31 protein-coding genes are annotated in these 26,677 nt (G+C 39.1%); 10 read left to right on the forward strand and 21 right to left on the reverse strand.

Annotation, left to right across the window (positions count from 1 at the left end; all coding sequences use genetic code 11):
- Window position 1 precedes the first annotated feature (1 nt).
- The 16 genes from OLM56_RS17340 to OLM56_RS17415 all read right to left on the reverse strand — a co-directional run bounded on the left by OLM56_RS17340 (window position 2) and on the right by OLM56_RS17415 (window position 7,170).
- Window positions 2-169, reverse strand: a complete 168-nt coding sequence (locus tag OLM56_RS17340) for a hypothetical protein (RefSeq protein WP_264527872.1) — start codon at window positions 167-169, stop codon at window positions 2-4.
- A gap of 1 nt (window position 170) precedes the next feature.
- The gene (locus tag OLM56_RS17345; protein WP_264527873.1) at window positions 171-668 is read right to left on the reverse strand and encodes a hypothetical protein; all 498 of its coding nucleotides are present in this window, start codon (window positions 666-668) and stop codon (window positions 171-173) included.
- Window positions 669-726: 58 nt separating this feature from the next.
- Window positions 727-1,638, reverse strand: coding sequence for a DNA cytosine methyltransferase (locus OLM56_RS17350; RefSeq protein ID WP_264527874.1), 912 nt, complete (start codon window positions 1,636-1,638; stop codon window positions 727-729).
- A gap of 12 nt (window positions 1,639-1,650) precedes the next feature.
- Window positions 1,651-1,947 carry a hypothetical protein gene (locus tag OLM56_RS17355; protein ID WP_264527875.1) on the reverse strand — a complete coding sequence of 99 codons (297 nt, stop codon included), beginning with the start codon at window positions 1,945-1,947 and terminating at the stop codon, window positions 1,651-1,653.
- A 24-nt stretch (window positions 1,948-1,971) separates the two neighbouring features.
- On the reverse strand, window positions 1,972-2,226 hold the full coding sequence (locus tag OLM56_RS17360; RefSeq protein ID WP_264527876.1) for a hypothetical protein: 255 nt from the start codon (window positions 2,224-2,226) through the stop codon (window positions 1,972-1,974).
- A 31-nt stretch (window positions 2,227-2,257) separates the two neighbouring features.
- Window positions 2,258-2,545 (reverse strand): hypothetical protein, encoded by a 288-nt coding sequence (locus tag OLM56_RS17365; protein ID WP_264527877.1) that lies wholly within the window; start codon window positions 2,543-2,545, stop codon window positions 2,258-2,260.
- Between the two features lie 18 nt (window positions 2,546-2,563).
- Entirely contained in the window at window positions 2,564-2,923 is a 360-nt protein-coding gene (locus tag OLM56_RS17370) for a hypothetical protein (protein ID WP_264527878.1), read from the reverse strand.
- Between the two features lie 14 nt (window positions 2,924-2,937).
- Window positions 2,938-3,291: a hypothetical protein gene (locus OLM56_RS17375; protein ID WP_264527879.1), complete on the reverse strand. Its 354-nt coding sequence runs from the start codon at window positions 3,289-3,291 to the stop codon at window positions 2,938-2,940.
- A complete protein-coding gene (locus OLM56_RS17380; protein ID WP_264527880.1) occupies window positions 3,288-3,521 on the reverse strand; it encodes a hypothetical protein in 234 nt (77 codons plus the stop codon). Before OLM56_RS17380 ends, OLM56_RS17375 begins: the two co-directional genes overlap by 4 nt.
- 15 nt (window positions 3,522-3,536) lie before the next feature.
- On the reverse strand, window positions 3,537-5,282 hold the full coding sequence (locus OLM56_RS17385; RefSeq protein WP_264527881.1) for a hypothetical protein: 1,746 nt from the start codon (window positions 5,280-5,282) through the stop codon (window positions 3,537-3,539).
- A 10-nt stretch (window positions 5,283-5,292) separates the two neighbouring features.
- On the reverse strand, window positions 5,293-5,682 hold the full coding sequence (locus OLM56_RS17390; protein ID WP_264527882.1) for a hypothetical protein: 390 nt from the start codon (window positions 5,680-5,682) through the stop codon (window positions 5,293-5,295).
- Between the two features lie 63 nt (window positions 5,683-5,745).
- On the reverse strand, window positions 5,746-5,970 hold the full coding sequence (locus OLM56_RS17395; RefSeq protein ID WP_264527883.1) for a hypothetical protein: 225 nt from the start codon (window positions 5,968-5,970) through the stop codon (window positions 5,746-5,748).
- Window positions 5,970-6,302, reverse strand: a complete 333-nt coding sequence (locus tag OLM56_RS17400; RefSeq protein ID WP_264527884.1) for a hypothetical protein — start codon at window positions 6,300-6,302, stop codon at window positions 5,970-5,972. Before OLM56_RS17400 ends, OLM56_RS17395 begins: the two co-directional genes overlap by 1 nt.
- Before the next feature lie 17 nt (window positions 6,303-6,319).
- On the reverse strand, window positions 6,320-6,589 hold the full coding sequence (locus tag OLM56_RS17405; RefSeq protein WP_264527885.1) for a hypothetical protein: 270 nt from the start codon (window positions 6,587-6,589) through the stop codon (window positions 6,320-6,322).
- An 18-nt stretch (window positions 6,590-6,607) separates the two neighbouring features.
- Window positions 6,608-6,802, reverse strand: coding sequence for a hypothetical protein (locus OLM56_RS17410; RefSeq protein ID WP_264527886.1), 195 nt, complete (start codon window positions 6,800-6,802; stop codon window positions 6,608-6,610).
- A 110-nt stretch (window positions 6,803-6,912) separates the two neighbouring features.
- Window positions 6,913-7,170, reverse strand: a complete 258-nt coding sequence (locus OLM56_RS17415; protein ID WP_264527887.1) for a helix-turn-helix domain-containing protein — start codon at window positions 7,168-7,170, stop codon at window positions 6,913-6,915.
- Between the two features lie 229 nt (window positions 7,171-7,399).
- On the opposite strand from OLM56_RS17415, the gene OLM56_RS17420 reads away from it, so the two are divergent.
- The 6 genes from OLM56_RS17420 (at window position 7,400) to OLM56_RS17445 (ending at window position 18,723) form a co-directional block, all read left to right on the forward strand.
- On the forward strand, window positions 7,400-7,789 hold the full coding sequence (locus tag OLM56_RS17420; RefSeq protein ID WP_264527888.1) for a hypothetical protein: 390 nt from the start codon (window positions 7,400-7,402) through the stop codon (window positions 7,787-7,789).
- Between the two features lie 37 nt (window positions 7,790-7,826).
- Window positions 7,827-8,261, forward strand: coding sequence for a hypothetical protein (locus OLM56_RS17425; protein ID WP_264527889.1), 435 nt, complete (start codon window positions 7,827-7,829; stop codon window positions 8,259-8,261).
- 375 nt (window positions 8,262-8,636) lie between these two features.
- Window positions 8,637-9,185, forward strand: coding sequence for a hypothetical protein (locus tag OLM56_RS17430; protein WP_264527890.1), 549 nt, complete (start codon window positions 8,637-8,639; stop codon window positions 9,183-9,185).
- A 295-nt stretch (window positions 9,186-9,480) separates the two neighbouring features.
- Complete coding sequence (locus OLM56_RS17435; protein ID WP_264527891.1) at window positions 9,481-13,527, forward strand: M14 family zinc carboxypeptidase; 4,047 nt, start codon at window positions 9,481-9,483, stop codon at window positions 13,525-13,527.
- Between the two features lie 17 nt (window positions 13,528-13,544).
- Entirely contained in the window at window positions 13,545-13,751 is a 207-nt protein-coding gene (locus OLM56_RS17440) for a hypothetical protein (RefSeq protein WP_264527892.1), read from the forward strand.
- A gap of 325 nt (window positions 13,752-14,076) precedes the next feature.
- On the forward strand, window positions 14,077-18,723 hold the full coding sequence (locus OLM56_RS17445; protein ID WP_264527893.1) for a LamG-like jellyroll fold domain-containing protein: 4,647 nt from the start codon (window positions 14,077-14,079) through the stop codon (window positions 18,721-18,723).
- Window positions 18,724-18,810: 87 nt separating this feature from the next.
- Here the strand turns inward: OLM56_RS17445 and hisS are convergent, their stop codons facing one another.
- Window positions 18,811-20,178, reverse strand: a complete 1,368-nt coding sequence (hisS, locus tag OLM56_RS17450) for a histidine--tRNA ligase (protein WP_121375022.1) — start codon at window positions 20,176-20,178, stop codon at window positions 18,811-18,813.
- Between the two features lie 149 nt (window positions 20,179-20,327).
- On the opposite strand from hisS, the gene OLM56_RS17455 reads away from it, so the two are divergent.
- Window positions 20,328-21,569 (forward strand): ABC transporter permease, encoded by a 1,242-nt coding sequence (locus OLM56_RS17455; protein ID WP_121375023.1) that lies wholly within the window; start codon window positions 20,328-20,330, stop codon window positions 21,567-21,569.
- Between the two features lie 6 nt (window positions 21,570-21,575).
- Here the strand turns inward: OLM56_RS17455 and prmC are convergent, their stop codons facing one another.
- From prmC to OLM56_RS17470, 3 genes are read right to left on the reverse strand one after another with little or no spacing between them, the layout of a single operon-like run.
- Complete coding sequence (gene prmC / locus OLM56_RS17460; RefSeq protein ID WP_264527894.1) at window positions 21,576-22,430, reverse strand: peptide chain release factor N(5)-glutamine methyltransferase; 855 nt, start codon at window positions 22,428-22,430, stop codon at window positions 21,576-21,578.
- A gap of 24 nt (window positions 22,431-22,454) precedes the next feature.
- Window positions 22,455-23,267 carry a hypothetical protein gene (locus OLM56_RS17465; RefSeq protein ID WP_264527895.1) on the reverse strand — a complete coding sequence of 271 codons (813 nt, stop codon included), beginning with the start codon at window positions 23,265-23,267 and terminating at the stop codon, window positions 22,455-22,457.
- 3 nt (window positions 23,268-23,270) lie between these two features.
- Entirely contained in the window at window positions 23,271-23,756 is a 486-nt protein-coding gene (locus OLM56_RS17470; protein WP_264527896.1) for a GNAT family N-acetyltransferase, read from the reverse strand.
- 28 nt (window positions 23,757-23,784) lie between these two features.
- On the opposite strand from OLM56_RS17470, the gene ribD reads away from it, so the two are divergent.
- From ribD to OLM56_RS17485, 3 genes are read left to right on the forward strand one after another with little or no spacing between them, the layout of a single operon-like run.
- Complete coding sequence (gene ribD / locus OLM56_RS17475; protein WP_264527897.1) at window positions 23,785-24,828, forward strand: bifunctional diaminohydroxyphosphoribosylaminopyrimidine deaminase/5-amino-6-(5-phosphoribosylamino)uracil reductase RibD; 1,044 nt, start codon at window positions 23,785-23,787, stop codon at window positions 24,826-24,828.
- Window positions 24,821-25,429, forward strand: a complete 609-nt coding sequence (locus OLM56_RS17480) for an HAD family hydrolase (protein WP_264527898.1) — start codon at window positions 24,821-24,823, stop codon at window positions 25,427-25,429. Before ribD ends, OLM56_RS17480 begins: the two co-directional genes overlap by 8 nt.
- 2 nt (window positions 25,430-25,431) lie before the next feature.
- Entirely contained in the window at window positions 25,432-26,043 is a 612-nt protein-coding gene (locus OLM56_RS17485; RefSeq protein WP_264527899.1) for an IMPACT family protein, read from the forward strand.
- Between the two features lie 23 nt (window positions 26,044-26,066).
- Here the strand turns inward: OLM56_RS17485 and OLM56_RS17490 are convergent, their stop codons facing one another.
- Window positions 26,067-26,477, reverse strand: a complete 411-nt coding sequence (locus OLM56_RS17490; RefSeq protein ID WP_121375029.1) for an acyl-CoA thioesterase — start codon at window positions 26,475-26,477, stop codon at window positions 26,067-26,069.
- Window positions 26,478-26,677 lie beyond the last annotated feature (200 nt).

Consider the following 26,677-nt stretch of genomic DNA (forward strand, 5'->3'; position numbering starts at 1 on the left):
ATTAATTTATTTCAATATCCAGTACTTCTGCATCATTATCATCGTCATAAAGCGGATTGCTTGATTTCATTGAAGAAATTGCTCCAACATTAAAACCGACAAATTCTAAAGCTTCCTGTTCAGTTACTTCGCCGGAAACAGTTACTGTTATTCTAAATTCGTATATCATGCTATTTAAATTTGTAGTAAAGATTGATTGCAACTGAGGCTTTAAATTCTCTCTTGTCGAGGTCATACAGATATGTAAGGTCAGAACGGTATTTGTAATTGAGCTGAGCTCCGATTACAAAAGGATGGATATCATAGCGCAATTCCGTATTGCCGCCATAAAAAAGAAAGTTTGAATTACCCTCTCGGATTATGCTTCCGGCTTCAAGTCCGGCTGAAATTGATACCTTTTTGTCAATCGGAAAAACATAGTTTGCGTAGACGCTATACTGCTTGTAATCGATCGCGGGAAATGCCTCGTATTGGATTCCGATCTCAACGTTATTGTAAATCGCTCCTGCTTTCAGCTGGTAGTCCAATTCGGGCTTGTTTCCTGTCGGCTTGCTTCCGAGAGCTGCGTTTCGCAAATCGAAACCAGCAGCAACATAAGGGTAATTCTTTTCCTGTGCATTCGCCGATACCAATACCAGCATTAATGCGAATTGTAATAGTCTTTTCATAATAACCAATAGTTTAAGTTGTTAATTGATTGTCTGCATACAGACCACGTGCCAAACTTTAAAAAATCGACTTATTGTAAAATTCGATTGCTTTATAAATCTGAAAAACCAACTGCGGTACAACTGCATTTCCTGATGCCTGCAATGATTCATTTCTCCACTTTACATGTGCGTTTGTTCTTTTTGGTATTTTTCCGTTAAAAATGGCATCAATGTCCAGTTTGGTGGGAAGCCCATCATTTCCGAAACAAACAGGGGATTGAGTCGGGAAGTTTCTCCAGTTTCTTTCCTTGCTATTTTTGTCAAAGAATTTTGTGTCTCTAATCCTGTCAATTTCTTTCCGCAATCTGCTGCTGTCGGGCTTGGCAGCATTCCCTTTGCTGCCATTTCCATCAACGATACCGAATGCCTGCCTCCTTTGTTCAGGTTTGAGGATTTCCTGCCTTGTTTTATTTCTGCTCTGTCGAAACACGTCGGAGTAGGCAATGAACCATATCCTGTACCGTTCGTGGGGAGCGCCGACGCCCGAAGCTGGCAATAGAAACGGGAATACTTCGTACCCTTCAGCTTCCAGGTCAGCCTGCACCTCGTCGAAGACCAGCCCTCCATTCCAATTAAGCAAGCCGCGAACGTTTTCGCCCACGACCCAAGGCGGCTGAATCTCTCTAATTCCTCTACGCATTTCCGGCCATAGATGGCGCTCGTCGTCTTTTCCCTTGCGTTTTCCTGAGATACTGTAGGGCTGGCAGGGAAACCCGCCTGTAACGATGTCAATGTTTCCTCTGTGAACAGAGAAATCTGTCTCTTTGATGTTTCCATAAGTAATAGCATTTGGCCAGTAATATTTAAGAAGCGTCTGCAAAAAAAGGTTTATTTCGCAATGGGCGATATTGTTCCATCCCATCCATTCTGCTGCCAAATCAAAGCCTCCTTTGCCTGAGAAAAAGGATATGTGGTTAAATTCGTCCATTATTGCAATTTGTTATTTTGAGTGAAAATCAACTCTAAGACGTTTTCTTATCTTGAAGGAGTATTTGTACTGCCTGCCCTCCAAAACCTTTTTAAAAAGCCTCATTTTGAGTTCTTCGTCTAAAATGTACTCGATACACTTTCTAGCTGTCGTCAATTTGCTTTTGGAGTAGATATCGACTACGGTTTCAACATCAGTATTGCCGTTATCTACAAAGACTCTTTTCTTGCCCTCATATTCGCTTACTCGGATCACGAAATTTTTGTTGATCAGGGCATTTGTCGGATTGTCTGATTTAAGTGCTGGCATAGGATAGTTTTTGCAGTTATATATTTAAAATTCAAAGCCTGCCGGAATCCCGTAAGTCTCGAAATATTCGACAATCTCTTTTCTCTCGATCTGATGGGTCGCGATTATCTCTCTCATCGATAGGTTCCTATAGGATTCTTGGTTTTTCCGCATATCATAAATAATCGTATTGATCCTGTGCCTTACCTTTCTTTCCGAAAGCGGGTAGCACATCTTGACCAGTTCGCTTTTGGTAAGCGAATACGGTATTTTTTTTAGTTCTTTCTTTATCAATTCCATGATTATTAATGATATGCGGGTTAGCCTTTTTTTACTCCTGAATCTTCCTGAACACGAAATGCGTTTCCGTATCGTGTCTTGAAAGCTCGTGCTGCATCACGCCGCTGTCGTTCAGCGCATTTCCGATTGCGTGCTTTTCGGTCAGCTGGTCCTTTGCATAGGAAAACTCTACTGCACGAACCCAAACAAACTGCTTTTCGTCGTGCTCTGCTTCCAAATCGGCAGATTGTAATTGCTGTTTTTCCAGAACGTCTGCTAAAGCGGCAGCTTCATCGTTCTGCCATTTCTTTCTTGACCTTTTAAAAATTTGATTTTTCATGATATGATTGTTAAATGATTATGGAATTAATTTTATGCCTGATGATCGATAATAAAATAAAGAGCTCAGTGTTTCAGTTATTTTCATCTCAGCTTCTGAAAAGTCTAATTCTTTAATAGCATCATAGACAGTATTAGTATCGTCACCTGATTCGCTAACATGGTTAGATTCAATATGATCAGCTAGAAGTTCTGCTATTTCTTTTGAATCCATTCCAGCGGGATTATAGCCTACCTTTTCTACTAATGAAATGTCGTTTCGACTAAAATCAATTTCATCATCTAAAATGTCAGATAGCCTTTGGAACCCATCGGAATCATATACATACTTAGTATATCCTTGCTCTAGTGCTTCTTTTACTGTTAATTCTGTTTTCATTATGTTATAGTTGTTTAGTTAATGTTCATCAGCTGCTGGTGGATCAGTCCGCTTGATTTCTGCATCACGAATCTTTCGTAATCGTCCTGCATCGTCAATGCCGAATTGCAGACCTGCAAGATCATTACTGCCTCGCTTACCGAAAGCGTCAGGCTTGCAGTAGTCTTTGTAGTCTTTTCGATCTTGCTGCGGAAGCTGTAAAAAAGCTTTTGCAGGATATCTATCATAAGCAGCGCATCATAAAATTTGTTGTCGGTCCGGTTCATGTACCTGATCGATGCATTTTTGTACGTGATGAAATTGTCAAGCTGCCTCTGCAATGCTTCTATTTCTACGATTTCAAGTTTTGATAATGTCACTGTTTTCATATCTCTGTCGCTTTTAGCTGCAAAAATTTCTGTCCGTTTTCATAGAACTGTACTACCTGCGTATTTTTGAACAGTTCCGATTTCTTGAACCTTCCGAGCATGCTCTTGACGATGAACTCGCGCGGCCGCCTGTTATGCTTTATCGGCGACCACCAAACCTTGTTTGCAAGCTTCGGTTTTGTAAGGATCACCATCTTGATCTTTGATTTCTGCGTCTCGAATACCGGCATATCTTGTTTTTTTGGTTAAAATTCATGTACTCCATAAGCCGCAAAGCTTTCTTTCGCTCCGGATGGTCCGGCAATGACAGATTTCTTTTCGATGATCTGCGGAAGCTTCGCCAGGAACTCGGCCGGCAGGTTCTTTTCTACGTAGTCGAAGAGCTGCGGCAGGGTGATCTTGTCTTTTAGGAATCTGGCAACTGCCGTCTCGCATTTCTTGGAATAGTTTATCGCGGTCCTGCGCCTGATGGAATCGGCCTGCAATTTCTTCTTGACAGCTTCGTATTTCTGCTTGGCCGCCTCATGCTCGTTCCATTTTCTCAAGGTGTACTCGAAGCCTACTTCTTTGGAAGTCTTGCGCGTCATGTCGAAATACTCGAAAGGAAAGAGAGGCGGGAACTCGTTCTTGATGAACCACTTTCGCGCCCACTCGGTACGCCATCGCATCTGCTGGATGTCTTCGACGATATTCGCCTTGGTGAAGGAAGCTCCGGTAAAGGCGATCCATTTTGACTGCGAATAGAGATTTATCGCCTTTTTCCAGCTGCCGGCATACGGCGTGCTCTTCTTCCATAATTTTGAAATGGACTTGAAAAAATCCTGTATCGCGAGTTCGCGGAACTCGTCATTGGTGAGCGTGCCGGAATAGGCTTCTTTGTAGAGATATCGGATATCTATCGGTCTGTAGCTGTTGAACTCTTTAGCCGCCAGGCGTTCTGCGAGTTCCTGCGGGTGCAGAATCTGGTCGAGCAGCTTTTCAGAAAGGGTTTCCGAAACTTTAACATTTTCGGCCGCGCCCCCCTCAGTGGAATTTCCGTCTTTGCTGGCAGGTGTTCCTGTAAAAGACACATAAAAAGGCGTGAGCGCCAGCGAACTCCTTATATCAAGAGAACTGCCTGCATTCTCTTTCTTTTGATATTCATTTAAACATGTTCCTGTAATATCATTGTTATCAGGTAAAACTTTCCCAAAATTGAGGTTAAGTCGCTGATTTTCAGCGATAGCCAATTTATTGGTCTTGAGGTCGAAAACGGCGAGGATTTCAGGGTTTATGTGCAGCTCTACCGGCCTGTTCTGCCCCGCGAAATGATAGTCGATGAATACTCCGCACTCTTGCAGCCTCTGACGGTGATTCCTGACGGTCTTGGAACATAGGTCCAGGCTTCTGTGGTTGTTCCTTTTCAGTTCCGTGACAAGGAACGAGTTGACCTTGAACTCTTGGAGCGGACGCTTTTCGGTAACACGCAGGCTCATGTACCGCGTATTTCTTTTCATCAGCTGGGAGTTGTACAGGTGCAGGAGGTTGGAGAAGATTATCTCTGTAGCATATTTTACGGTCTGTATCTTCTTTTTCTCTACGATCAGGCCGTAATCCTTGCAGAAGGCGTCTGCAAGCTCGTTGTATTTTCTCGGCGGCAGCGAGTTGTGCTTCAGCTCAAAAATCAGGGAAAATTTCTTCTGTACTTCCGTCAGCTCGGTTTTCTTGCGGTACGATTTTACAGATGTATTGTGCTTTGCTATAAGGCTGTTTTCATCGGCAGTCCTCGTATTGTATGCCGCGACATGCTTTCTGTAATTGTCCATCGTGATCGAATAGGCTTCGTCTACGATGGCAGGATAGACCGCCATTATGCGGCTGTCGAGGGTCAGGTCGGCTGCATTGGAGATTGCAATCTCATTCTGCAATGCAAGCTTTTCAGCTGTCGTTCCATATCCGAAAAGGTTTGATGCGAGGTTGAAAACCCTGCTGTCTAGCTTTTGTTGTTTCATACTATATTATTTATAGATATCCTAGTTTATAAGCCTTTTGTCTTATAGCTATCATGTCATTTTCAGGATATCCCCAATGGTTAGAAAATAAACCGCCATAGCCATTATTGTGATTTGTTTTTCCTCCTTTGCATATGAACTCTGCAAAATCTTTAGTAAGTGCTAGAAGTGTTCCTCCATGGGTCCAGTGTTTGGGTTTGGCCTTATCAATTTCGATAAGCATATTTTCATGATTGTATTCATTTCGCATGTATACCTTACCTGACTTTAAGAACATATAAGCTATACGGTCCTCATAGGAAAAGAATAGCCGTCCACGGGTTGCTATTGCAAAAATGATAAGGTTGACAATCTTTACTCTGTCATTAATATCATCGAGATCGAAATTTTCATCATTCATAATTTTGTATTTTAACCTTTCGGCAAGGCGCACGGATGCGCCATTGCGTCTAGGGATTTTCAGCTATTTGCTGGAGGTATTTTTATTTCGTCTGTTCTTGTTGAAATGGGTTGCCATCAGGTCGGCCGTGACGCTTTCGAGCGTAAAGCCTTCCAAGGCGTTTCGTTTTGTCTTTTTGGCTTCTGCCTTTCCGAGTTCTTTTTCAATGCACAACGCCAGTTCTCTCAGTTCGTCAGAAGAGAGAAATATCTTGGCGTTGTTAAGCATTGAAAGTACTTTCGGGCTCATTAGCTTACAGTTTGAGCTTTGAATATGAGGTTTTGAAAACTTTTAGAAGTTTGGGAACAGTCGAGGTTCAAAAAGAAGGAAGTAGGCTTGATACTCCATTCGGCCTGTATAATCATGTGCGTTTTATTTGGAAAATTGCCCTCTCTTTCCTCAAATATTTTTTCAATTTTCCAAGTACTTACACCAGTTGCAGAATATTGTCCGATAATCATATCACCAGGTTCTATTCCTTCCTCTACATACAGCTGAACTGTGTTATTGATCATCCTGATATTTGGATTCGTTTCCCATATAAGGAAATCAACTCCGATAGTGTTTTGTAATACTTTCATAGTTTGTGAATTAATGATTACGCGCTCTGTATTGACTTGATTACTCTCTCTGTTCTTTTTGCAAGCTGCTTGGCTTCCTGGCTTTCTTTTTCGACAAGATCGACGACAGCCCTTTCTACTTCCCTGTTCTCTCGGTTTCCGTTTACGAACTGCCTGATGCTTTCGTTTGAAAAAGGCTTGCCGTCATTGTTCCTGATTCCCTGCTCTTCCAGATGGCTCGCTATTGCAGGCGAATATTGGCTGCCGAGCGTCGAGATAATGATTCGTTTAAATGTCTCAGATATCATGTTGTTGCTTTTTAATGTTCATGAATTTGAATTTGCAATGCTCTGCTGTACCAGCTTCAGCATCACCCCGAAGGTTTTCATAATGCCTATGCCTTTTAATAGCGTGTAGTGCCTGGCATTCTCAAAAATGTAAGCTGCAACCTGGTTCAGTTCCTTATCTGTCGTGCAGCCCTTGATAATTATTCCTATTTCTTCGATCGTGTAGATTCTCATAAGATGAAATTTAGAATTGTGCTATCTTTCTTTGATGTTGATGTACAGCGCACGCATGGTGCAGATAAAAAGGATGATGAAAATTATAGTCTTTGCAGTTTCCATAGTTTTCAGTTAAAGTGCTTCGGATTCTCGCTTTTCTTGTAGTAGACCCTGCCTCCTATCTTGTGGCTTTTCAGATACCCTTCGTCGGTCCATCTTTTGAGCGTCGAGAGATCGCAGGCCAAAAGCGTTGCGGCTTTTTTTCTCGGAATCAGGTCCTCGTCCTTGAACTTGGAAAAATTCTGCTTGAAATTTTCAAACTCAGCAGCAACGGCGTTGCGGATTGCTTTGTTCAGGTCAGTAACAGAGATTGTAATTGATTGCATAGGATTGGATGAAATTGCACTTCATTTTTTTTACCTCGATTGGCCTAAGTGTTGCAATTGCATTTTGCAGTTATTTTCGTGCAACCGTAAAATAGATTTAACTATATTAGCGGTTACGCTTTTGTAACGCTTTGCAATTAAGTTGTAACGTTTAGACAATACAAATGTATAAGATATTTTCTATATTCCAAATAATATATAAGATATTTTCTAAATATTTATAAAATAAATGTCAGAAACATTAAAAAGAATTAAGCAATACATTGATTATAAAGGTATTAGCATAAGAGCATTTGAGATTGAATGTGGTTTCTCAAATGGATCATTTGCAAGCCAATTAAAGAACAATAAAACTATTGGCGTTGATAAATTAGAAAATATCTTAAACAAATACACTGAAATTAATGCTAATTGGGTTCTGACTGGTATTGGCGAAATGATAGCAAGTAACCCTATTCAAAATGTAGTATCTGAGTCAACAACTGATTATTCTAGCAATTCTAATTTGCAGGAATTAATTGCCACCCAAAGGGAATTGATAAAAATGCAAAAAGAAAAAATTGAAGCTTTGGAGAATAAGCTCAAAGATGATAAGCGGGGAAAAGAAAAGGCATCGTAATTCGATGGATAGTATATTTAACCAAATAACAACAAGCATGAAAAAATTTCTATTTCTATTGGTATTATTACCAACAATTAATTTTGCTCAAGATAAAATTTCAACAACTGACGAAGAATATAAATATTTAACCGAAGGTTATAAAATCCAGCAGGAAACTGGAAGCGACTTCAAATCAGGATATGAATTACAAAAAATAGAAGAAAATAAAGCTAATGGTTTTATAATTACATATTCGCTCTTAAAGCATAAAGAATCGAACAAGACTAAAGCATTATCAATTGTGCTAACAAAAGAAAAGGATAAAAAAGATAAGATTGTTTATTTGTGTTTGCCTTTCAACAATACTGATTTGTTTGTGAAATTCTGTAAAGAAACTGAATCATTAGGCGTATCCATGAAAATGTATTTTGATTATTCAATATACAATGTACTGCAAAAATCTTTAGATAAAATTGCCAACAGAATGTAATATAAAAGAATATAATACCGCATACGATTTGTGTTTTTTGAACAATTTTTCCTTTTGCGAATACCAGTAAAATCAGGGTTATAAAAAGCATTGCCAAATTCATAACCCTGAGGTCGAGAGTTCAAATCTCTCTCTCGCTACGGAAAGCAGTAATCTGATGATTGCTGCTTTTTTTTATGTCCAATTTTTTGCTTCTCTTAATTAATACAGCGGGTATGGTCCCGTAACGAGAGTAGCTTTTTTGCTTCATAACCGCCCTAGACCGCTATCAAACACACTATTTACAAAGTTTACATTTTTATTTACAATCCAAATCGCTCAAATTGAAAAATACCAAAGTAAATTCGGTGAATCAATTTTGAAAGGATAAAAAATATGAAAAAAGTCACCTATGTGCTGATCTTACTGCTGGTTGTGGTAAGCGGACTAGTATTTGCTAATCGTGAAATTAAAAATGCAACTAAGCCATCCCTAAAGCCGTCTTCTATTGCTAACAGAAAAGCCGTCCTGGATAACAGGAAAAAATGGGAGGCATCTCCTGACGGCATAAAGTACAAAGAATGGGAGGTTTCTCCTGAAGGTAAAAAAGTGCATGCCAGTCATGATAAAATAAGGAAGTATATAAAAGATTTTACCGATATGGAGGCCGTGGTAACCTCAGTTACTTTTAAGCGCGCAAACGCGAAATCGTCAGGACCAAAATGGCTTATCGTCAGGATTGATGGCGAAGAATACATGATGCAATTTATTCCTAAGGATTTTCAGCAGTTAAATAGCCTGAAAGTTAATGACAAAATAATCGTAAGAAGCCGCAGCGCCGGGTATTCGCCTAATCATCCCTATTTGATTCTATCGGGCGATTATATTGAGCGAAATAATAAGATACTTTTTAAGCGTGATTTTAGCAAAAATAAGGGTTGCTGAGGATTACCGGCTTCGCGAAAGTGTTCAAAGAATCTCACTTTTGAGCTATTTGTAAAACAAAGGGCTGACATTTCTGTCAGCCCTTTGTTATTTTATTAGTAACAATAAATTAAAATAATAATCCTTGACAAAAACTAGAGATAATTTCAATATTTATTCCTCATTTTTCTTTTTTCATCTATCTTATTTCATCCAATCTGAGTAACATTTTTGATCAAAATCAAATAATTTACAACAATTTAACATTCTTTAAAACTTTTTTCCTACGTTTGTAGTCCCAAATCTAATATTAATTATGAACAAAACTACCTTCCTAGGAATGTTGTGCCTATTCGTTATGGGCATAACTCAAGGTCAAGTGATGTCTGACAGCAAGTCCCCACTTGAAAAAGCTCAGCACTATCTACAAGAAAAAGGCGAAGTTGTCTTCACTTTTCGAGCTCAAAACCAAAAACAATTTAAAGAACTGGCCGATTTCTTATCCATCAGCCATAAAAGAGTCGATCCGGTCGAATTGAAGGTCGAGGCGTATGCCAATTCGGAGCAATTCAAAAAATTCCAGACGTATGGAATTCCGTTTGAAGTAAGCGTTTCAGAAAATGAATTTGCTGTAGATGAATACACTACCTTCAGCACAGCCGCTTGGGATGACACTTGGAATGCGTATCCAAAGTATTCTGAGTATGTTGCAAAAATGCAATATTGGGCAACAACATACCCTAGCTTGTGTAAGCTCCAAAGCATTGGAACAACTCCAAACGGCAGGACATTATATGTTCTGAAAATTTCAGACAATGCACAAGTTGATGAGACTGAGCCTGAATTTCTGTATACCTCATCCATGCATGGAGACGAGATTACCGGATACCCTACTATGCTGCGCCTTATTGATTATCTCTTGACAGGATACGCTACAAATAGCGAAATCAGCAGTATCGTTAATAATACAGAAATTTTCATCTGTCCGTTAGCAAATCCTGATGGTTCTTATAAAAGAGCTGGAAACGACACCATGAATTCCACAGGAAATACAGCAACAAGAGCAAATGCGGCAGGAGTCGATCTTAACAGAAACTATCCTGACCCAATTGACGGCATCCATCCTGATGGCAATCCATTTCAAGCTGAAACTCTTGCTTTTATCGAATTTGAAAAAACAAGAAATTTTGTCTTGGCAGCCAACTATCACGGAGGCGCTGAAGTCGTAAACTTCCCTTGGGATACTTCGAATACGCCGAGTACTGCTAATTTTAGCTACCATCCACACGATAACTATTTCAAATTTGTCTCTAAAGAATATGCTCAATTGTGCCAGACTGCCGATGGAAATGCAAATTACATGGACGATGTTTACAATTCTGGACAATTTGCAGGCACAACAAATGGCGCGGCTTGGTATTCGGTTTACGGAGGAAGACAAGACTGGAACAACTTTTTTAACCATAATAAAGAAGTTACCATTGAGATTTCAGCCACAAAGTTTCCGGCTGCTTCCAACCTTCCTTTTTATTGGGAAAGAAACAGACAGGCACTTCTAAATTACATGAAACAAGCCAGTTATGGCCTGAAAGGAACCGTGAAAAATGCCGCTGGCGAAGCTGTTGAAGCTAAAGTATACATCAGCAATTATGACTTGATGGGTTCTTGGGTAAAGACAGGTCCATTAGGAGATTATTACAAAGTACTTATTGCAGGAACATATAATGTTACTTTTGAAGCACCAGGCTATGTAAGCCAGACGCAAAGCGTGACCGTTGCTAACAATGCAGCTACAACCTTGAATATAACAATGGTGGCTAGCACAACTATTCCTACTGCAGCCGACAAGATCATCTGCGAAGGCCAGACTGCTGCCTTGACAGCTACAGGAACCGGAACTATCAGATGGTATGCTAATAATACGACTCCAACGGTTTTGGCTACAGGAAGTTCTTACACGACTCCAGAGCTAAGCACAACTACATCTTATTTTGTAGAGCGCGAAACACCGCAGACAGTTGGCCCAGCTACAATTGCTGGAGGTGCTACTGTAGACAATGCAACTGCTAGAAACAGATATTCTATTTTCAGCTCTACTGCTCCTGCAAAGCTAAAAAGTGTATTGATCAACACAAGCGCTATGGGAGAAGTAATGGTCGAACTGCAAAATAGCGCTGGAGCAATGCTAGAATCTAAAGTAATAAAATTGGCTGCTTCGGGAACGCAAGAGATTGATTTGAATTTCTTTGTCCCAGCAGAAAACAACTTGAGATTAGTCTTAAGAGAAATTTCTGGAGCGAGTATTTATAGAGCAGATTCAGGAATTACTTATCCCTACACGAATGGAATCGTGTCAATAACAGCTAATAGCGGAAGCGGAACATTCCTGACTTTCTTCAACTGGAAATTACAGACATTCAAAAGTACCAGAGACGAAGTTGTTGTGACCGTAAAACCAAACCCTGCGATAACTATAATTAGTCCGAATACCAAAATTGCAGGCGATGCAGGCTTTACATTGACCGTAAACGGAACCAATTTCGTAAATGGAGAATCTATAATCAGCTGGAACGGTGTAAACAAAACAACGACTTTTGTAAGCGCGACTCAATTAACAGCTCCAATCCTAGCCTCTGAAATTACGAGCAGCGGTACCATTGATGTAAAAATCAACAACCCTTGCAATAATTTTTCGACAGCAGCAACTGCTTTTACGATTACAGCACCGACCTCAACTACATGGAACGGTACTTCTTGGTCGTACGGAGCGCCAACAGCAAGCGTTGATGCAATCATAAACGGAAATTTCTCAACAAGCACTAATGGTTCTTTCACTACAAAAAGCCTAACCGTAAACTCTGGCTTTACAATAATTGTAACTACAGGAACAAGCCTTACTGTCAGCAATGGCATTACAAACAATGCAGGCGCAGCAAACTTTATAGTAGAAAACAATGCCAATTTAATCCAGACGAATAACGCTACAAATACCGGACTAATTACTGTCAAAAGAAACAGTGCGCCATTGTATCGTTTTGATTATACCTTATGGTCATCGCCAGTTAGCGGACAAAACCTTCGCAGTTTTTCGCCTTCAACTCTAACAAACAGGTTTTACATTTACAATTCTGTGCTTGGAAATAATGGCAGTTACGAAGCCATCTATCCTGCCCAAAACGAAGCAACGTATACTTTTGCACAAGCAAAAGGTTATCTGATACGAGTTCCTGACAATCATGCTTCTTATGTAAGCTCTTCAATTCCTGGAGTTTCTTATAACGGAGTTTTTGTCGGAATTCCATACAACGGAAGCTATAGCTTTGCACTTTCCAATACTAACAACGGATTTAATCTTGTAGGAAATCCATATCCATCAGCAATTTCGATTTCGGGATTATTTTCTTCCAACTCTAACGCAATTGATGGAACAATTTGGTTTTGGAGAAAAAGAAACGGCGTGGCTGGAAGCGGTTATGCAACAACTACAGGACTTGGAATGACAAGCGCTCAACCTGAAGTTGCTGCCATGAATCCGAATGGTATCATCAGCACCGGACAAGGATTTTTCGTGAAAGTAAAAAATGGCGCAACGCAATCAACGCTAAATTTCAACAACAGCATACGTTCTACTAATACAGGCATCTTTTTGAGAAACGGTAGCCTAGAAAACCATTCCGATTCTGATGAAGCTGAAAAACACCGTATTTGGTTGAATTTATCAAATGAAACTGATGTTGTAAGCCAGACTTTGCTTGGCTATATGGCCGGAGCTACCGAAGGAATAGATTATGGAATTGAAGGAAAATATTTCAACGATAGTCCAATTGCCTTGACCTCTTATATCGATAACTCGGAATATGCCATACAAGGAAGAAGCTTGCCTTTCTCTCCAGAGGATATTGTTCCGTTAAGCTTTAAAACGAATACGCCAGGAAATTATAGTATTGCTATCGATCATGTCGACGGTCTTTTTGAAACCGACCAAGACATCTTGTTAAAAGATAATCTGACGGCACAAATCCATAATCTGAAAACGTCAAGCTATAGCTTTTCAACAGAATCTGGAAGCTTTACCAATCGATTTGAAATCGTATACAGAAGCTTACTAGGTGTAGAAACGCCTACCGTAAACACCAACAGCATCGTGATTTATAAAAAGAACGAAGCCCTCCACATCAATTCCGGAAACTACATCATGGATAAGATTGAGCTATATGACGTGAGCGGCAGGCTGATTTACACAAAGCTGGGTGTGGATGACAACGAAGCGACTATTTCAAATCTTTTAATTGCAAACCAAGTACTGCTTGTAAAAATTACTACTGCAGAGAATGGCGTTGCCATCAAAAAAGCAGTTTACTAATTAATAAAAAGGAAACCATGAGAAATACAGTAATAAAAACTTGCAGCTTGATTTTCTTCTTATTTACGACACTAACTGCGTTTGCAGATAATCCTGAAGAAGTTCCTGAAGATTTAGACGGTCCGACCGCTCCAATCAGCGATCATATATGGCTATTAGCCTTAGTAGGATTTGCTTATATATTCTTAAAATACAGATCAAAAAGAGTTGCAGAAAACTTGTAAAATTCTAAGACTGATATTTTAACAATAAATTCCATGACAAAAATTATGCTTTTGTAGGTATAAAACCCTAATCAAAACCATAACTCCCTATTAGCTAAAGGCTTGCAAAACCAGTATTTGTAAGCCTTTACGTTTTTTTACAATATATTTTGACTGTTTTATGTTAAAATTCGAAAAAAGTTTTTATATTTGACTACCCAAATCTAATATTAATCTTTAAAACCTATAAAATAGCCGCTCAAGTTACTAAGCCCCTGTAACCCGGAGAAAAAAAATCCCAAATCTATTTTATCGTATTTATCATTAATCTAAACCCCATAAGATTATGAAAAAAACCTACCTACTAGGCTGTAAGCTAGCGCTTACACTATTTCTTGTATTGCTTACTTCCGTGAGCTATTCGCAAAATCAAACATTTACATCTTCTGGAACTTTCACTGTACCTGTAGGCGTCACCAGTATTACTGTTGAAGCATGGGGCGGCGGCGGAAAAGGCGGAACACGAACCAATAACAGCGGTGGCGCTGGTGGCGGTGGCGGTGGCGCTTATGTTCGAAGCGTACTAACTGTAGTACCTACAACTTCTTATACCGTAACTGTCGGAGCAGGAAGTACAAGCACTGCCGCGGGAGGTGACTCTTGGTTCGGATCAAACACACTATTACTTGCCAAAGGAGGAGAAAGCGTTGCCAATAACACAACAGGAGGCGGCAATGGAGGCGCTGCAGGTTCCAGTATCGGCGACTTCAAACGCTCTGGCGGAAATGGTGCCAACGGTTCAGCCCTGATAACACTTTATGGCGGCGGCGGCGGTTCATCCGCTGGAACAGCACTTGACGGAGTCAGTGGAAATACAGCTAATGGTGGTACTGCTCCTGCAGGCGGAGGAAATGGTGGTGCCGGAGTTGGATCAGGTACTCAAAATGGTGGCGGTACAGACGGCTCCAACCCTGGCGGTGGAGGTGGCGGTGCCAAGAAAACAAGTGGCTCCTCTAATAGAAATGGAGGCGATGGCGGAAACGGACAGGTAATCATTACTTACACGTTGCCAAACGGTCCGGGTGGCGTTACTTCTGCCTTACAATTATGGCTACGTGCTGACTTAGTAAACGGTACTTCAACAGTTACAGACAATACCAATGTAACCTCATGGCAGACACAAGCGATGGGAAGCAATGCAACAGTACATACAGCAGGACAGGAACCTAAATACAAAAACAATCAAACTGATAACGTCAATTTTAACGCTGTTATTGATTTTGACAATATCTCGACAGAAGCATCGAGCAGCTACAACTATGCTTTAGCAGGCCAGCAATATCTTGGCGGCAGTACAGGATACTATACCCAAGACGTATTTGTTGTTGTCATTCCGAATGTCACCGTAAACAGTTCTTTCGGAAGTATGGATATATTCTGTGCAGATTCTGATACTTCAACACAAACAAATGACGCTACCGGCGTTGGTTTTGGAGCTTATTCACAACGATTCAACAACGAAGTCCTTTCTTATGCCTACAATACATCTTCAGGATTAGGAAATGGATATGGAGTTGCAGAAACAAGTACTTCAAAAACATATTCTAATGTCGGTATAATCAATACTAGAAATAATTCTGGTTCGACAGCGCAAGAACTTTTTTACAACGGATTGAATGTCGTAAATACAACCTCAACAGGAACTTTCATGAACTTATCCAACGGAAAATACTGGATTGGACGAAGCGAAGGCTGGAAAGCTACCCTTGACGGAAGAGTTGCAGAAATCATTACGTTCAGTTCTCGTAAAAATGATGCTTCCGAAAGAATCAAAATCGAAAGTTATCTGGCTATCAAATACGGTATCACCATGGGCGTTAATGGTACGTCGCAAAACTACGTAAATTCAGACGGAACAGTAATCTGGAACACGACTGCCAATGCAGGATTCAACTGGAATATTGCCGGAATCGGAAGAGACGATCTTTCAAAATTAAATCAAAAACAATCCCGAAGTGTCAATTTAGCTACTGATGTAGCCATAGGATTGGGAGAAGTTGCCGCCACAAATACGGCAAATGCAACAACTTTTTCAACTAATAAAGATTATTTGGTATGGGGATGCAACAACGGCTCTTTTGCTTCTTCAGGAACAACGACTAACGTAAACTTAGGAGGCCTTACCACTTCTTTTATTTCTGGAAACAGAAAATGGAAAATCGTAGAAACTGGTACAGACGTCGGACAGACCGTCGTTTCTCTTCCTAAATCATCTTTAACTTCGAACTTTACCAAAACCGCAACACAAGAATATGTATTGATCGTTTCGTCAAGCAGTGCTTTCGGCAGTAATGACATTGTGGATATTATTCCACTCACCGATACAGGCAGCAACTATGAAGCATGGTATGACTTTGACACTACGAAATACTTTAGCTTTGGTGTTGCCAACCAATTCGACAGCAAATACAGATTAGACAACCAAGCTGGAGATTTTGTATTGGGAGAAAAAAACATCAATCTAAATTCAAGCTTTACCGTTTCTGGATGGATCAGACACACAAGCGGAGGCGGTGCAGTTCTTGCAAAAAATGGTGCCTATCAGTTCTACATCAACGCTTCTAATAAGTTAGTTGGAAACTGGAACGGGGCTGACAGGATTACGAGCACTACTTCTATTAATAATGGAAAATGGCATTATGTAGCAGTTACTTTCGCTAGCGGAACCGCAAATCTTTATATCGACGGTGTTTTAGATGCAACAGCTTCTAGCCTTCCTACTCCTCTTTCAAACACAGCTAACTTTTCTATTGGTGCGGTTTGGCAAGGAAAATCAACTATCACAAGCACTTTCTCTGGCGATATTGATGAAATCAGAATCTGGAACAATGCGCTGACAAGCACTCAAATCCGCTTTGTGATGAATCAGGAAATAGAAAAAACCGGAACCGCCACTAACGGAAGAACCATTCCGAGCACAATTACAAAAAATGATATTTCCATAATTCCCTGGAACAATCTTCAAGCTTATTACGATTTGAATACTTTTTACGGAACATCTATAAAAGATAAATCCGACAACAATCGTTGGGCAAGAATCAAATACCTTACGGTTGACAAAAACATCGTAGGCACGCAAACAGCGCCGATGCCTTATGTATCTACGACAGACGGAGCTTGGGCTACAATCGCAACATGGACAAACGGTACATTGCAAGAGCTTCCGAACAATGTATCTATCGTAAACAGCAGCATTCCTGTAGATTGGAATATCGTGCAAACTTCGCATAATGTTACTTCGGTAGGAAACAAGACGGTCTTAGGATTAATCGTTAGCAACAATACGCTCAGTGCCCAAAACGATACCAAACTAGAGGTTTCTCATTACTTGAAAGTAAACGGAAAAATCGACTTGGTAGGAAAATCACAGCTGCTACAGACATTAAATAGCGATCTAGACCCGACAAGTTCAGGTTCTTTAGAAAGAGACCAACAAGGAACTAGTAACAAATACAATTACAACTATTGGTGCTCTCCTGTAGGTAATCCAAATAGCACTACCAATAACAATAATTATACTGTAAATAGCGTGCTCAGAGACGGAACAACCGCAACTCCGCAAACCATCTTATGGACATCGGCCAATGATGCAATTGCTGGTTCGCCTATAACATTGAGCAACAAATGGATTTATAAATTCCAAAGCTCTTCTAATAATTACGCCAACTGGATTTATGTCGGACATACCGGAGCTTTGAAGGCTGCTCAAGGTTTTACGATGAAAGGAAGCGCCGCTGCAACGCCAAACCAAAATTATACTTTTGTCGGCAAGCCAAACAATGGAAAAATCCAATACAGTATCGGTCCGAACTTATTGAATCTGGCAGGAAATCCGTATGCTTCTGCTTTAGACGCAACTGCCTTTATCAATGACAACTTGACTTCGACAACAGGAACTTTATATTTCTGGGATCATTTTGGCGGCGAAACTCACGTATTGCTATCGTATCTAGGGGGTTATGCGGCGAGAAATCTTGTCGGAGGAGTCGTAGCTATGTCACAGCCAGAGCTTGAAGACATCGGACCTGGGTCAAAAGCTCCAAACCGATATGTGCCAGTAGGACAAGGATTCTTTGTGACATCAAGCAATATTGGAGGCGATATGATTTTCAATAACAACCAAAGACAGTTTGCAAAAGAAAATCACGCCGATTCAAATGCGATGTTCAGAAACGGAAACCGAACAATTCCTCATGCTAATCATTTCGAGAATAATTCGGAAAATTTGGGAGAAGATCCTGATAATTTCATCAAAATAAGGCTTGGATTTGATTCAAGAAATAATTACCACAGGCAAATATTATTGGGCTTCATGAACGAAAATGCAAGCAGTGAGATTGAGCCAGGCTATGACGCAATCCACATTGACAGCCAAGTCAATGATATGTATTTTATCCACAACGGAACCAAATTGGTAATCCAAGGCGATGGTTATTTCAACACAGACAATATCTATCCTTTAGCCGTAAAAGCAGACGCTGCCGGAAATGTAAAATTCATGCTTGACAAAGTAGAAAACCTAGATGAAGATCAAGAAGTCTACATTTTTGATAACATGACAGGAATCTACCACAGCATCAAAAACAACGCTTTTCAGGTAAATCTTGACGCTGGATTACACGACAGGAGATTCTCTTTGAGATTCTCTACAACCGAAAATCTAGGCACTGTCGACCATGGACTTGAAGAAGGCATTGACATCGCTTTTACAAGCAACAACAATACATTACACATCAAAAATAAATTGCTAGACACTACCATAACTTCAGTTGAGGCATATACACTTTTAGGCCAAAATTTACGTTCGTGGAATGTTGAAAACGAAATACAACAAAATATCCAAATTCCGATTTCTAACTTAAGTACAGGAGCTTATATCGTTAAGGTAAAAACTACAAAAGGCGACTTGAGTACAAAAATCATTGTAAGATAATTATAATTTATGGGGATTATAATTTAGGTTTGTTTAATAAAAAAGTCCCGATTTCTCGGGACTTTTTACTTTTATAGTATTCAAAAATTATTGCAATAATGTTTTTAGACCGTTAAAATCTAGCGTATGTTTTTCGCCTGTAATCAGATCTTTTACGCTAAAACTTTCCGTTGCAATTTCATTAGAACCTGCCATCACTACAAAAGGAATCTGGCGCTTTTCTGCATGTTTAAACTGCTTGTCCAGTTTCGCTTTGTCTGGATATAATTCTACTTTTATTCCTTCATTTCTTAATCGGGTAATGGCCTGCATGGCATAAAAAGCTTCTTCATTTCCATAATTGAAAAAGATAGCTTTTGAAGAAACCGTTACCGTTTCCGGGAAAAGACCTAGTTCGTCCAAAACCAAGTAAATTCGGTCAAGTCCAAAAGAAATCCCGACCCCGCTCATGTTTTTCAGTCCAAAAATTCCTGTAAGGTCATCATACCTGCCTCCGCCTCCGATAGAACCCATGGCTACAGTTTTTGGGGCAGCCACTTCAAAAATAGCTCCCGTATAATAATTGAGTCCGCGAGCCAAAGTGACATCCAAATCAAAATTCGATTTTTTCAAGCCCAATTTGGCAATCGTATCGCAGATGAACTGCAACTCCTCTACCCCTTTTCTGCCTTCTTCAGATGATGACAAAAGTTCGGAAAGCTGGCTGATTTTTTCAGAAATCGTTCCTGTAAAATGAAACAGCGGCTGGACTTTTTCTATGGCTTCTGCTGAAATTCCTTTTTCTAGCATTTCTTTTTTTACGCCGTCCTCTCCTATTTTATCTAGCTTGTCCAATGCTACGGTAAAATCAATCAGCTTGTCGCTTGCGCCGATAACTTCTGCAATTCCAGATAGTATTTTTCGATTGTTGATTTTTATAGTAACGCCTTCCAGACCTAATTCTGCAAAAACCGAATCGTACAATTGCACTAATTCTACTTCTTGCCACAAAGATGTCGAACCTACAACATCAGCATCGCATTGATAAAACTCACGAAAACGGCCTTTCTGCGGATTATCGGCTCTCCATACTGGCTGGATTTGGTACCTCTTGAAAGGAAATTCCAATTCTCCTTGGCGCTGCACGACATATCGGGCAAAAGGCACAGTCAGGTCATAGCGCAATGCTTTTTCTGACAAAGAATTGGAAAATTTAGCCAGATTATTTGCTTCCAAAGCCGCCAAATCAGCTTTTTTGACTTTATCGCCAGAATTCAAAATTTTAAAAATCAAGCGGTCTCCTTCCTCTCCATACTTCCCCATGAGGGTTTCTGAATTTTCAAAAGATGGTGTTTCTATAGGCTGATAGCCAAATTTTTCAAAATTGGTTTTGATGATTTGGATGATATACTGTCGTTTCGAAACCTCGATCGGAGAAAAATCTCTGGTTCCTTTTGGAATTCCTGGTTTGGCCATTTTTTGACTTCTTAGATTGTACTTTAAACTTATGCAAATATCTTATTTTTATTTGGGATTTGGGAAAATAGAATCGGGTTTCAACTTTTGACATTCGGCTTGCCACTTTTGTTCTAAAAATTCATACTTTAGAGCCATAAAACAGAAACATGTTCAAACTGCTGAAAGAAAATGTGCATATCGCAATGGGTTCCATTCGGACACAGTTATTGCGTACTATCCTTACGGTACTTATCATTGCAATCGGAATCACGGCATTGGTCGGAATCCTTACTTTGGTATCAGCTTTAGAAAATACCATCAGCGGCAACTTTTCGTCTATGGGCGCCAACACGTTTTCGATGGGCCAATATGACGCTTCAGCACAAATCAACCGAAATAACAATGTCGAAAAGATAAATCCGATTATCAGTTATCCGCAGGCAAAAGCTTTCCAAGAAAAATACTCCTATCCTTTCACTTCGACTTCTTTATCATTTACGGCGACTTCAACAGCCGAAATTAAGTTTGAAAACAAAAAGACCGATCCAGATATTTCAGTTTTGGGAGTCGATGAAAACTTCCTCATCAATTCGGGTCTGGAAACTCAAATGGGACGAAATTTTACCGGATTTGACATCCAAAATAATAATTATGTCTGCGTAGTAGGTTCTGATTTTTTAAAAGGACTTTTAAAAGATATAAACCCGATTGACAAAGTGCTGTCTATTCGAGGTGCCAAATTTAGGGTAATTGGCGTATTGAAAGAGAAAGGTTCTACTTTTGGAAACAGCCAAGATTTGCGAGTCCTCATCCCGACACAGATAGCACGTTCCTTATTTACTGCTCCCAACATCAATTATGACTTAAAAGTACTTGTTGGGAAAGAAGAATTATTGGATGCTGCTGTAGATGATGCCATTATCACGATGCGAAAAGTTCGAAAACTAAACCCTGTTGAAGAAAATAATTTCGGAATCACCAGAAGCGATGAGCTATTAGAAATGCTCCGATCTCAAACGGAATTTATGGGTTATGCGGCTTGGATAATTGGTATCATAACCGTCTTCGGGTCATCGATTGCTTTAATGAACATCATGATTGTTTCGGTGACGGAAAGAACCCGCGAAATCGGAGTCCGAAAAGCACTTGGCGCTAAACGTTCGACCATTGCTTTCCAATTTTTTACAGAAAGTCTTGTTATTGGACAGCTGGGCGGTTTTGTGGGAATTATTCTCGGCGTATTGATTGGCTATGGAATTTCTACAGGACTGGATTTCGAATTTGTCGCTCCTTGGAAAGCTATTATTGCTGCTGTAATTATCAGTTTTATCGTAGCTTTATTTTCAGGGCTTTATCCCGCTATAAAAGCTGCTTACCTAGATCCTATCGAGGCTTTGAGATATGAATAAATCAATTTAACCGTCTGATTTTAAGCCAAAAATCATCCGGTCATTGTCGTAAATATCTTTTCTCAATTCTATATCCTTAAAGTTTTTTGCTTGCAACAAATCCATCATTTCTGTTCCTAGATACTGATTGATTTCAAAATAAAGCTGTCCGTTTTGGACAAGGTTTTTTTGTCCTAATTCAGCAATTTTTCGATAGAAAATTAGGGCATCGTCATCTTCAACAAACAATGCCAAATGCGGCTCGTAGTCCAAAACATTCTTTTTGATTTCTTCTTTTTCAAGATTTCTCACATACGGCGGATTGGAAACGATAATGTCAAAATTTTGTCCTAGATCTTCAGTTTCTAAAATATTTTTTAATAGAAAAGCCACATCTGCTTCATTTTTCACCGCATTTCTTTTTGCAGTTTCCAGCGCTTTTTCAGAAACATCAATAGCAAAAACTGTTGCATCTTGAAGATTTTTGGCCAGCGAAATAGCAATACAGCCGCTTCCTGTCCCGATATCAAGAATTTTTATTTTTCCTTTAAATTCATTTTTCTTGACAATCCATTCTACCAACTCTTCTGTTTCTGGACGCGGAATCAGCGTATTTTCATTGACTTCAAATTCTAATCCGTAAAAATGGGCGTTACCTAAAATATATTGTATTGGAATTTCTTTTTGCAACTTTTCTGTAATCGAATTCCACTTTTCAAGTTCTTCATCAGAAAAAAAAAATCCTGGATCCAAAGCTAAATCACTCCTTTTCATCTGGTGCAAATCTTCTAAAATGATATAAAAGAAACTTTCTGTTTCAAGTAAATCATATAGCGGAGTGAGTTTTTCGATAAAAAGAGTTTTGTAGTCTTTGGCAAGCATTGCTTCGTAATTTATGATTCAAGATTAACAGTCAAAAGTCCTGACTATTTCAGACACTTTTTTGACCAAATTTTCTTTTGCTTTTGAGGAAAGGAACAAAATTACCCTTTCTTCTTCGTAATGTCTATTCGCGCTAAAGATAAAATCAAGTTTTCCATCGCGATCGATGTCGCCGACAAAAATTAGTTCTACGAAAGTATCATTAAAAGAATCTTCTTTTAAAAGCAATTTTTCAGGAGTATCTTTTGTGGAAATAAAAAGCTTGTAGTTTTCCACTTTATGCCAAGGCACAGGATTTTCACTGCCATCTTCCATCGTCTCTCCTTTTTCGATGATATCTCCCTCGCCTCTCAAAAAGTATTCAACATTGTTGAAAGTAAACGCTATTTTCTCTTTTGGCCAGATTCGTTTTTGAGAAATTTTCAACGACTTCACTTCTCCTAATTTTAACTCCGGATAATCCATGAAAAGAACCGTTTTATTTCGAGATTCGATTGTCTTTGTAGAATCGCCGCTGCATTCTGAAAAACCGCTTTCAAGATCAAAATCGGCTTTCCCTAAATAATATTTTCCATTCTTTTCGTATAAATCAATCCAATTTTTGGTTAGCGATTTTGCCGGATTTTCACCTTCCCAATCTCTAAAAGTAGAAGCTAGTAAAATAGCAAAATCATTTTTGAACTCTTCATCTGCGACTGTTTCAACGGATTTTGTCTCTATCGAAGAAACTTCTTTTTTAACAGACAAAGTATCGTTCGCTTCCTCAGTTTTTGTCTTGGCTTTTGTACAGGAAACTAAAATTGAGAACAAAAACACTAATGCAAATAGCTTCTTCATAGATTATAATATTTTTAGCATCCAAACCGGACAAGAGGTATGACCTGTATTGCCCATCGGCGCATCTAAATAATCAAAGTCAAATTTCTTGTAAAGCTTTTGGGCTTCTTCCATGTAAGGCATGGTTTCAAGATAGCATTTTTCATAGCCAAATTCTTTTGCTTTGCTGAGGCATTTCTCCATCATCTTTGCACCTAGACCCAATCCTCTGGCTTCTGATAAAAAATACATTTTCTGCAATTCGCAGACGCCTTTTGGTCCATTTTCAAGCTGTGCCACACCTGCCCCGCCTATAATTTTTCCGTCTTTTTCAACAACAAAATAAGCAGATTTTGGCGCTGAATAATTCTCCTGCATAAAATCAAGCGACGGATCGGCATAGGCCGTACCGACTTTTGGCACATTATGTTCAATCAAAACCTCGCGAATCACTTTGGCAATCGCAACGTTGTCAGTCTTTTGGATTTCTCTTATTATAATCGTGCTCATTCTTGGCGGAAAAACTTATTTTTGTGACGTGAAGATACACGAAAAATACATAAAACGATGCATCGAGCTTGCCAAAAATGGACTGGGAACAACCTATCCGAATCCTTTGGTAGGAAGTGTTATCGTGCATGAAAATAAAATTATCGGCGAAGGTTGGCATAAAAAAGCGGGCGAGCCGCATGCCGAAGTCAATGCCGTCAATTCTGTAAAAAACAAATCTTTGCTTGCTGAATCGACAATTTATGTCAGTTTGGAACCTTGCAGTCATTTTGGAAAAACACCTCCTTGCTGCGACTTGATTATCCAGCAAAAAATCCCCAATATTGTTATCGGCACCATCGATCCCTTTGCTAAAGTTTCTGGAAACGGAATCAAAAAACTGATTGAAGCGGGCAGAAATGTGACAGTCGGAATTCTGGAAAAAGAATGCAATGAACTGAACAAGCGCTTTTTTACGTTTCACCAGAAAAAAAGACCTTATATAATCTTGAAATGGGCAGAAAGTGCTGACGGCTTTTTGAGTCCAGATACTAAAGAAGAACAAAAGCCGGTTTGGATTACGAATACGTTTTCACGTCAAATGGTTCACAAATGGAGAACTGAAGAGCAAGCAATTTTAGTAGGAACACAAACGATTTTAGATGATAATCCAAGACTTGATTCCCGCGACTGGAAAGGAAATAATCCGATACGGATCGTACTAGACAGGACTGGAAAAATCTCTAATGACTATTTTGTAAAAGACAATACAACCAAAACAATTATCATTACCGAACAGGAAAAATTAACAAATTCTGAAAATATTATTTTTGAAAATGTTATCTTTGATAGTAGCCTTCCTGATTCAATTTTGGAAATTTTATATAAAAATGATATCCAATCGGTCATCATTGAAGGAGGCAAAAAAACGTTGCAGACTTTCATTGACGCAGGTCTTTGGGATGAAGCGAGGATTTTTAAAGGAATACATTTTTTTCAATCCGGAACAGCAGCCCCTAAGCTTAAAGGAGAATTAATCGAAAGGAAAAACATCTTGAATGACGAACTTTTAATTTTCAAAAGCCATGGTTAATACGATAATTTTTGATTTTGGAGATATTTTCATAAACCTGGATTTCAATGCTATGGAAAACGCCATGAAATCACTAGGGCTCAAAGAATGGAATGAAGATCTAGACAAGCTGAATTATAAATTTGAGAAAGGAAAGATCAAGGAAGAAGATTTTTTGAAAGGAATCCAAAATTATATTCCGAAAGCTTCTTTAGAACAGATAAAAAACGCTTGGAGCAAAGTCCTATTAGATTTTCCCTTGTATCGATTAGAATTCCTGCAAAAGCTTTCGCACAATTACCAGCTGTTTTTGTTGAGCAATACTGACGCTATCCATGTAGAACAATTCGAAAATATGGTAGGCGAATCTTTCAGTCGCGATTTTTATCAATGTTTTGAAAAGGTTTATTTTTCTTTCGAAATAGGACAGCGAAAGCCAGAACCGGAAGCCTTTAACTATATTATCAACAAGCACGAATTATCACCTAAACGCACCTTATTTGTAGACGACAGGAAAGCCAATACCGATGTTGCAGAAAGCCTTGGCTTCCAAATTTGGAATCTGCAGGTCGGCGAAGAAGATGTGGTAGACTTGTTCGATAAAAAGATCATTTCTTTATAGGTTTGGAAATAAAAGACACTTATAGGACGCTTGACTTTCCTTCGGAAGAAGTTTTATACAAAGAAAAAAACAGCAAGTTTTTCGGCTATGCCTTCCCGATTTCTTCAGAAGAACAAGCAAAAGATTTTCTTGACGACTTACGCAAACAACATCATTCCGCAAGACATTGGTGTTATGCCTTCCAACTCGGAACAGAAAAAATTCATTTCAGGGCCAATGATGACGGCGAACCTAGTAATAGTGCCGGAATGCCTATTTACGGACAGATTCAATCTTTTGAAATCACGAATGTTTTAGTTGTAGTTGTACGTTATTTTGGAGGTATAAAATTGGGAGTCGGAGGTTTGATTTCAGCCTATAGAACTGCCGCCCAAATGGCTTTGGAAGCTTCTGAAATCGTAGAAAAAACTATCGACATCCACTATTTAGTTTCTTTTGACTACAAAAACATGAACAAGGTGATGCGAGTCATCAAAGAAAAAAACCTCGACATTGTTTCCCAAAAAATGGAAATGAGCTGTGAAATTGAACTAAAAACCCGAAAAAAAAATGCCGAAATGGTATTCGACATTTTTTCAAATTTATATGAAATCAGCATTAAATTGAAAGAATAAATTACAAAAATGCGAATTCAATATTATTCTTCAATAAACGCTAAAAGTTTCTCAACAACATAACTTGGAGGAAGGGTCGGACGCCCTGTTTTCATGTCAACAAATACTAACACAGAATTGCCGATTGTTAATAACTCATTTTCTTCGTTATAGATTTCGTAGTCAAATTCTATCTTGACCGACGTCTGGCTTTTAAAGATTGTCTTTACCCGAATCAAATCGTCATAACGCGCCGGTTTTTTGTAATTCATGGAAAGTGAAACTACTGGAAGCATGATTCCGTTCTCTTCCATCCATTTATAAGAAAGGCCAAGGTTTCTGAGCCATTCCACGCGACCCATCTCAAAATATTGGGCATAATTGCCATGATAAACAACTCCCATTTGGTCCGTTTCGGCATAGCGAACCCTTACTTTAAATTCATATTCTCGCATGTCTTTTTTCAGTTTAAATTTAAGGTTAAGACAATGTTTTTATACTGTGTACTTACAACAATATTTTTACAAAATCAACATGTAATTAATTTTTTTTTACAGATTTTTGTCACATATTTGTTCTCCCGAAGAAGTTACGAAAGATGCACTTTTTCTTTTGTAGGATTTACTTTAAAAAACATAATAATTTATCTTAATAT

The organism is Flavobacterium sp. N2550 (genome assembly GCF_025947265.1).
Taxonomy (GTDB): Bacteria; Bacteroidota; Bacteroidia; order Flavobacteriales; family Flavobacteriaceae; genus Flavobacterium; species Flavobacterium endophyticum.

Bases quoted from the DNA above. Each gene is read 5' to 3' on its own strand.
- OLM56_RS17430 (WP_264527890.1), top strand. From the start codon at position 8,637: ATGAAAAAAGTCACCTATGTGCTGATCTTACTGCTGGTTGTGGTAAGC.
- OLM56_RS17415 (WP_264527887.1), bottom strand. From the start codon at position 7,170: ATGCAATCAATTACAATCTCTGTTACTGACCTGAACAAAGCAATCCGC.
- OLM56_RS17395 (WP_264527883.1), bottom strand. From the start codon at position 5,970: ATGAGCCCGAAAGTACTTTCAATGCTTAACAACGCCAAGATATTTCTC.
- OLM56_RS17425 (WP_264527889.1), top strand. From the start codon at position 7,827: ATGAAAAAATTTCTATTTCTATTGGTATTATTACCAACAATTAATTTT.
- prmC (WP_264527894.1), bottom strand. From the start codon at position 22,430: ATGCTTGCCAAAGACTACAAAACTCTTTTTATCGAAAAACTCACTCCG.
- OLM56_RS17380 (WP_264527880.1), bottom strand. From the start codon at position 3,521: ATGCCGGTATTCGAGACGCAGAAATCAAAGATCAAGATGGTGATCCTT.
- OLM56_RS17370 (WP_264527878.1), bottom strand. From the start codon at position 2,923: ATGAAAACAGAATTAACAGTAAAAGAAGCACTAGAGCAAGGATATACT.
- OLM56_RS17445 (WP_264527893.1), top strand. From the start codon at position 14,077: ATGAAAAAAACCTACCTACTAGGCTGTAAGCTAGCGCTTACACTATTT.
- OLM56_RS17435 (WP_264527891.1), top strand. From the start codon at position 9,481: ATGAACAAAACTACCTTCCTAGGAATGTTGTGCCTATTCGTTATGGGC.
- OLM56_RS17355 (WP_264527875.1), bottom strand. From the start codon at position 1,947: ATGCCAGCACTTAAATCAGACAATCCGACAAATGCCCTGATCAACAAA.
- OLM56_RS17410 (WP_264527886.1), bottom strand. From the start codon at position 6,802: ATGAGAATCTACACGATCGAAGAAATAGGAATAATTATCAAGGGCTGC.
- OLM56_RS17455 (WP_121375023.1), top strand. From the start codon at position 20,328: ATGTTCAAACTGCTGAAAGAAAATGTGCATATCGCAATGGGTTCCATT.
- OLM56_RS17470 (WP_264527896.1), bottom strand. From the start codon at position 23,756: ATGAGCACGATTATAATAAGAGAAATCCAAAAGACTGACAACGTTGCG.
- OLM56_RS17400 (WP_264527884.1), bottom strand. From the start codon at position 6,302: ATGAAAGTATTACAAAACACTATCGGAGTTGATTTCCTTATATGGGAA.
- OLM56_RS17465 (WP_264527895.1), bottom strand. From the start codon at position 23,267: ATGAAGAAGCTATTTGCATTAGTGTTTTTGTTCTCAATTTTAGTTTCC.
- OLM56_RS17385 (WP_264527881.1), bottom strand. From the start codon at position 5,282: ATGAAACAACAAAAGCTAGACAGCAGGGTTTTCAACCTCGCATCAAAC.
- OLM56_RS17420 (WP_264527888.1), top strand. From the start codon at position 7,400: ATGTCAGAAACATTAAAAAGAATTAAGCAATACATTGATTATAAAGGT.
- OLM56_RS17340 (WP_264527872.1), bottom strand. From the start codon at position 169: ATGATATACGAATTTAGAATAACAGTAACTGTTTCCGGCGAAGTAACT.
- OLM56_RS17360 (WP_264527876.1), bottom strand. From the start codon at position 2,226: ATGGAATTGATAAAGAAAGAACTAAAAAAAATACCGTATTCGCTTACC.
- OLM56_RS17365 (WP_264527877.1), bottom strand. From the start codon at position 2,545: ATGAAAAATCAAATTTTTAAAAGGTCAAGAAAGAAATGGCAGAACGAT.
- OLM56_RS17350 (WP_264527874.1), bottom strand. From the start codon at position 1,638: ATGGACGAATTTAACCACATATCCTTTTTCTCAGGCAAAGGAGGCTTT.
- OLM56_RS17490 (WP_121375029.1), bottom strand. From the start codon at position 26,477: ATGCGAGAATATGAATTTAAAGTAAGGGTTCGCTATGCCGAAACGGAC.
- OLM56_RS17345 (WP_264527873.1), bottom strand. From the start codon at position 668: ATGAAAAGACTATTACAATTCGCATTAATGCTGGTATTGGTATCGGCG.
- OLM56_RS17405 (WP_264527885.1), bottom strand. From the start codon at position 6,589: ATGATATCTGAGACATTTAAACGAATCATTATCTCGACGCTCGGCAGC.
- OLM56_RS17390 (WP_264527882.1), bottom strand. From the start codon at position 5,682: ATGAATGATGAAAATTTCGATCTCGATGATATTAATGACAGAGTAAAG.
- OLM56_RS17375 (WP_264527879.1), bottom strand. From the start codon at position 3,291: ATGAAAACAGTGACATTATCAAAACTTGAAATCGTAGAAATAGAAGCA.
- hisS (WP_121375022.1), bottom strand. From the start codon at position 20,178: ATGGCCAAACCAGGAATTCCAAAAGGAACCAGAGATTTTTCTCCGATC.
- OLM56_RS17480 (WP_264527898.1), top strand. From the start codon at position 24,821: ATGGTTAATACGATAATTTTTGATTTTGGAGATATTTTCATAAACCTG.
- OLM56_RS17440 (WP_264527892.1), top strand. From the start codon at position 13,545: ATGAGAAATACAGTAATAAAAACTTGCAGCTTGATTTTCTTCTTATTT.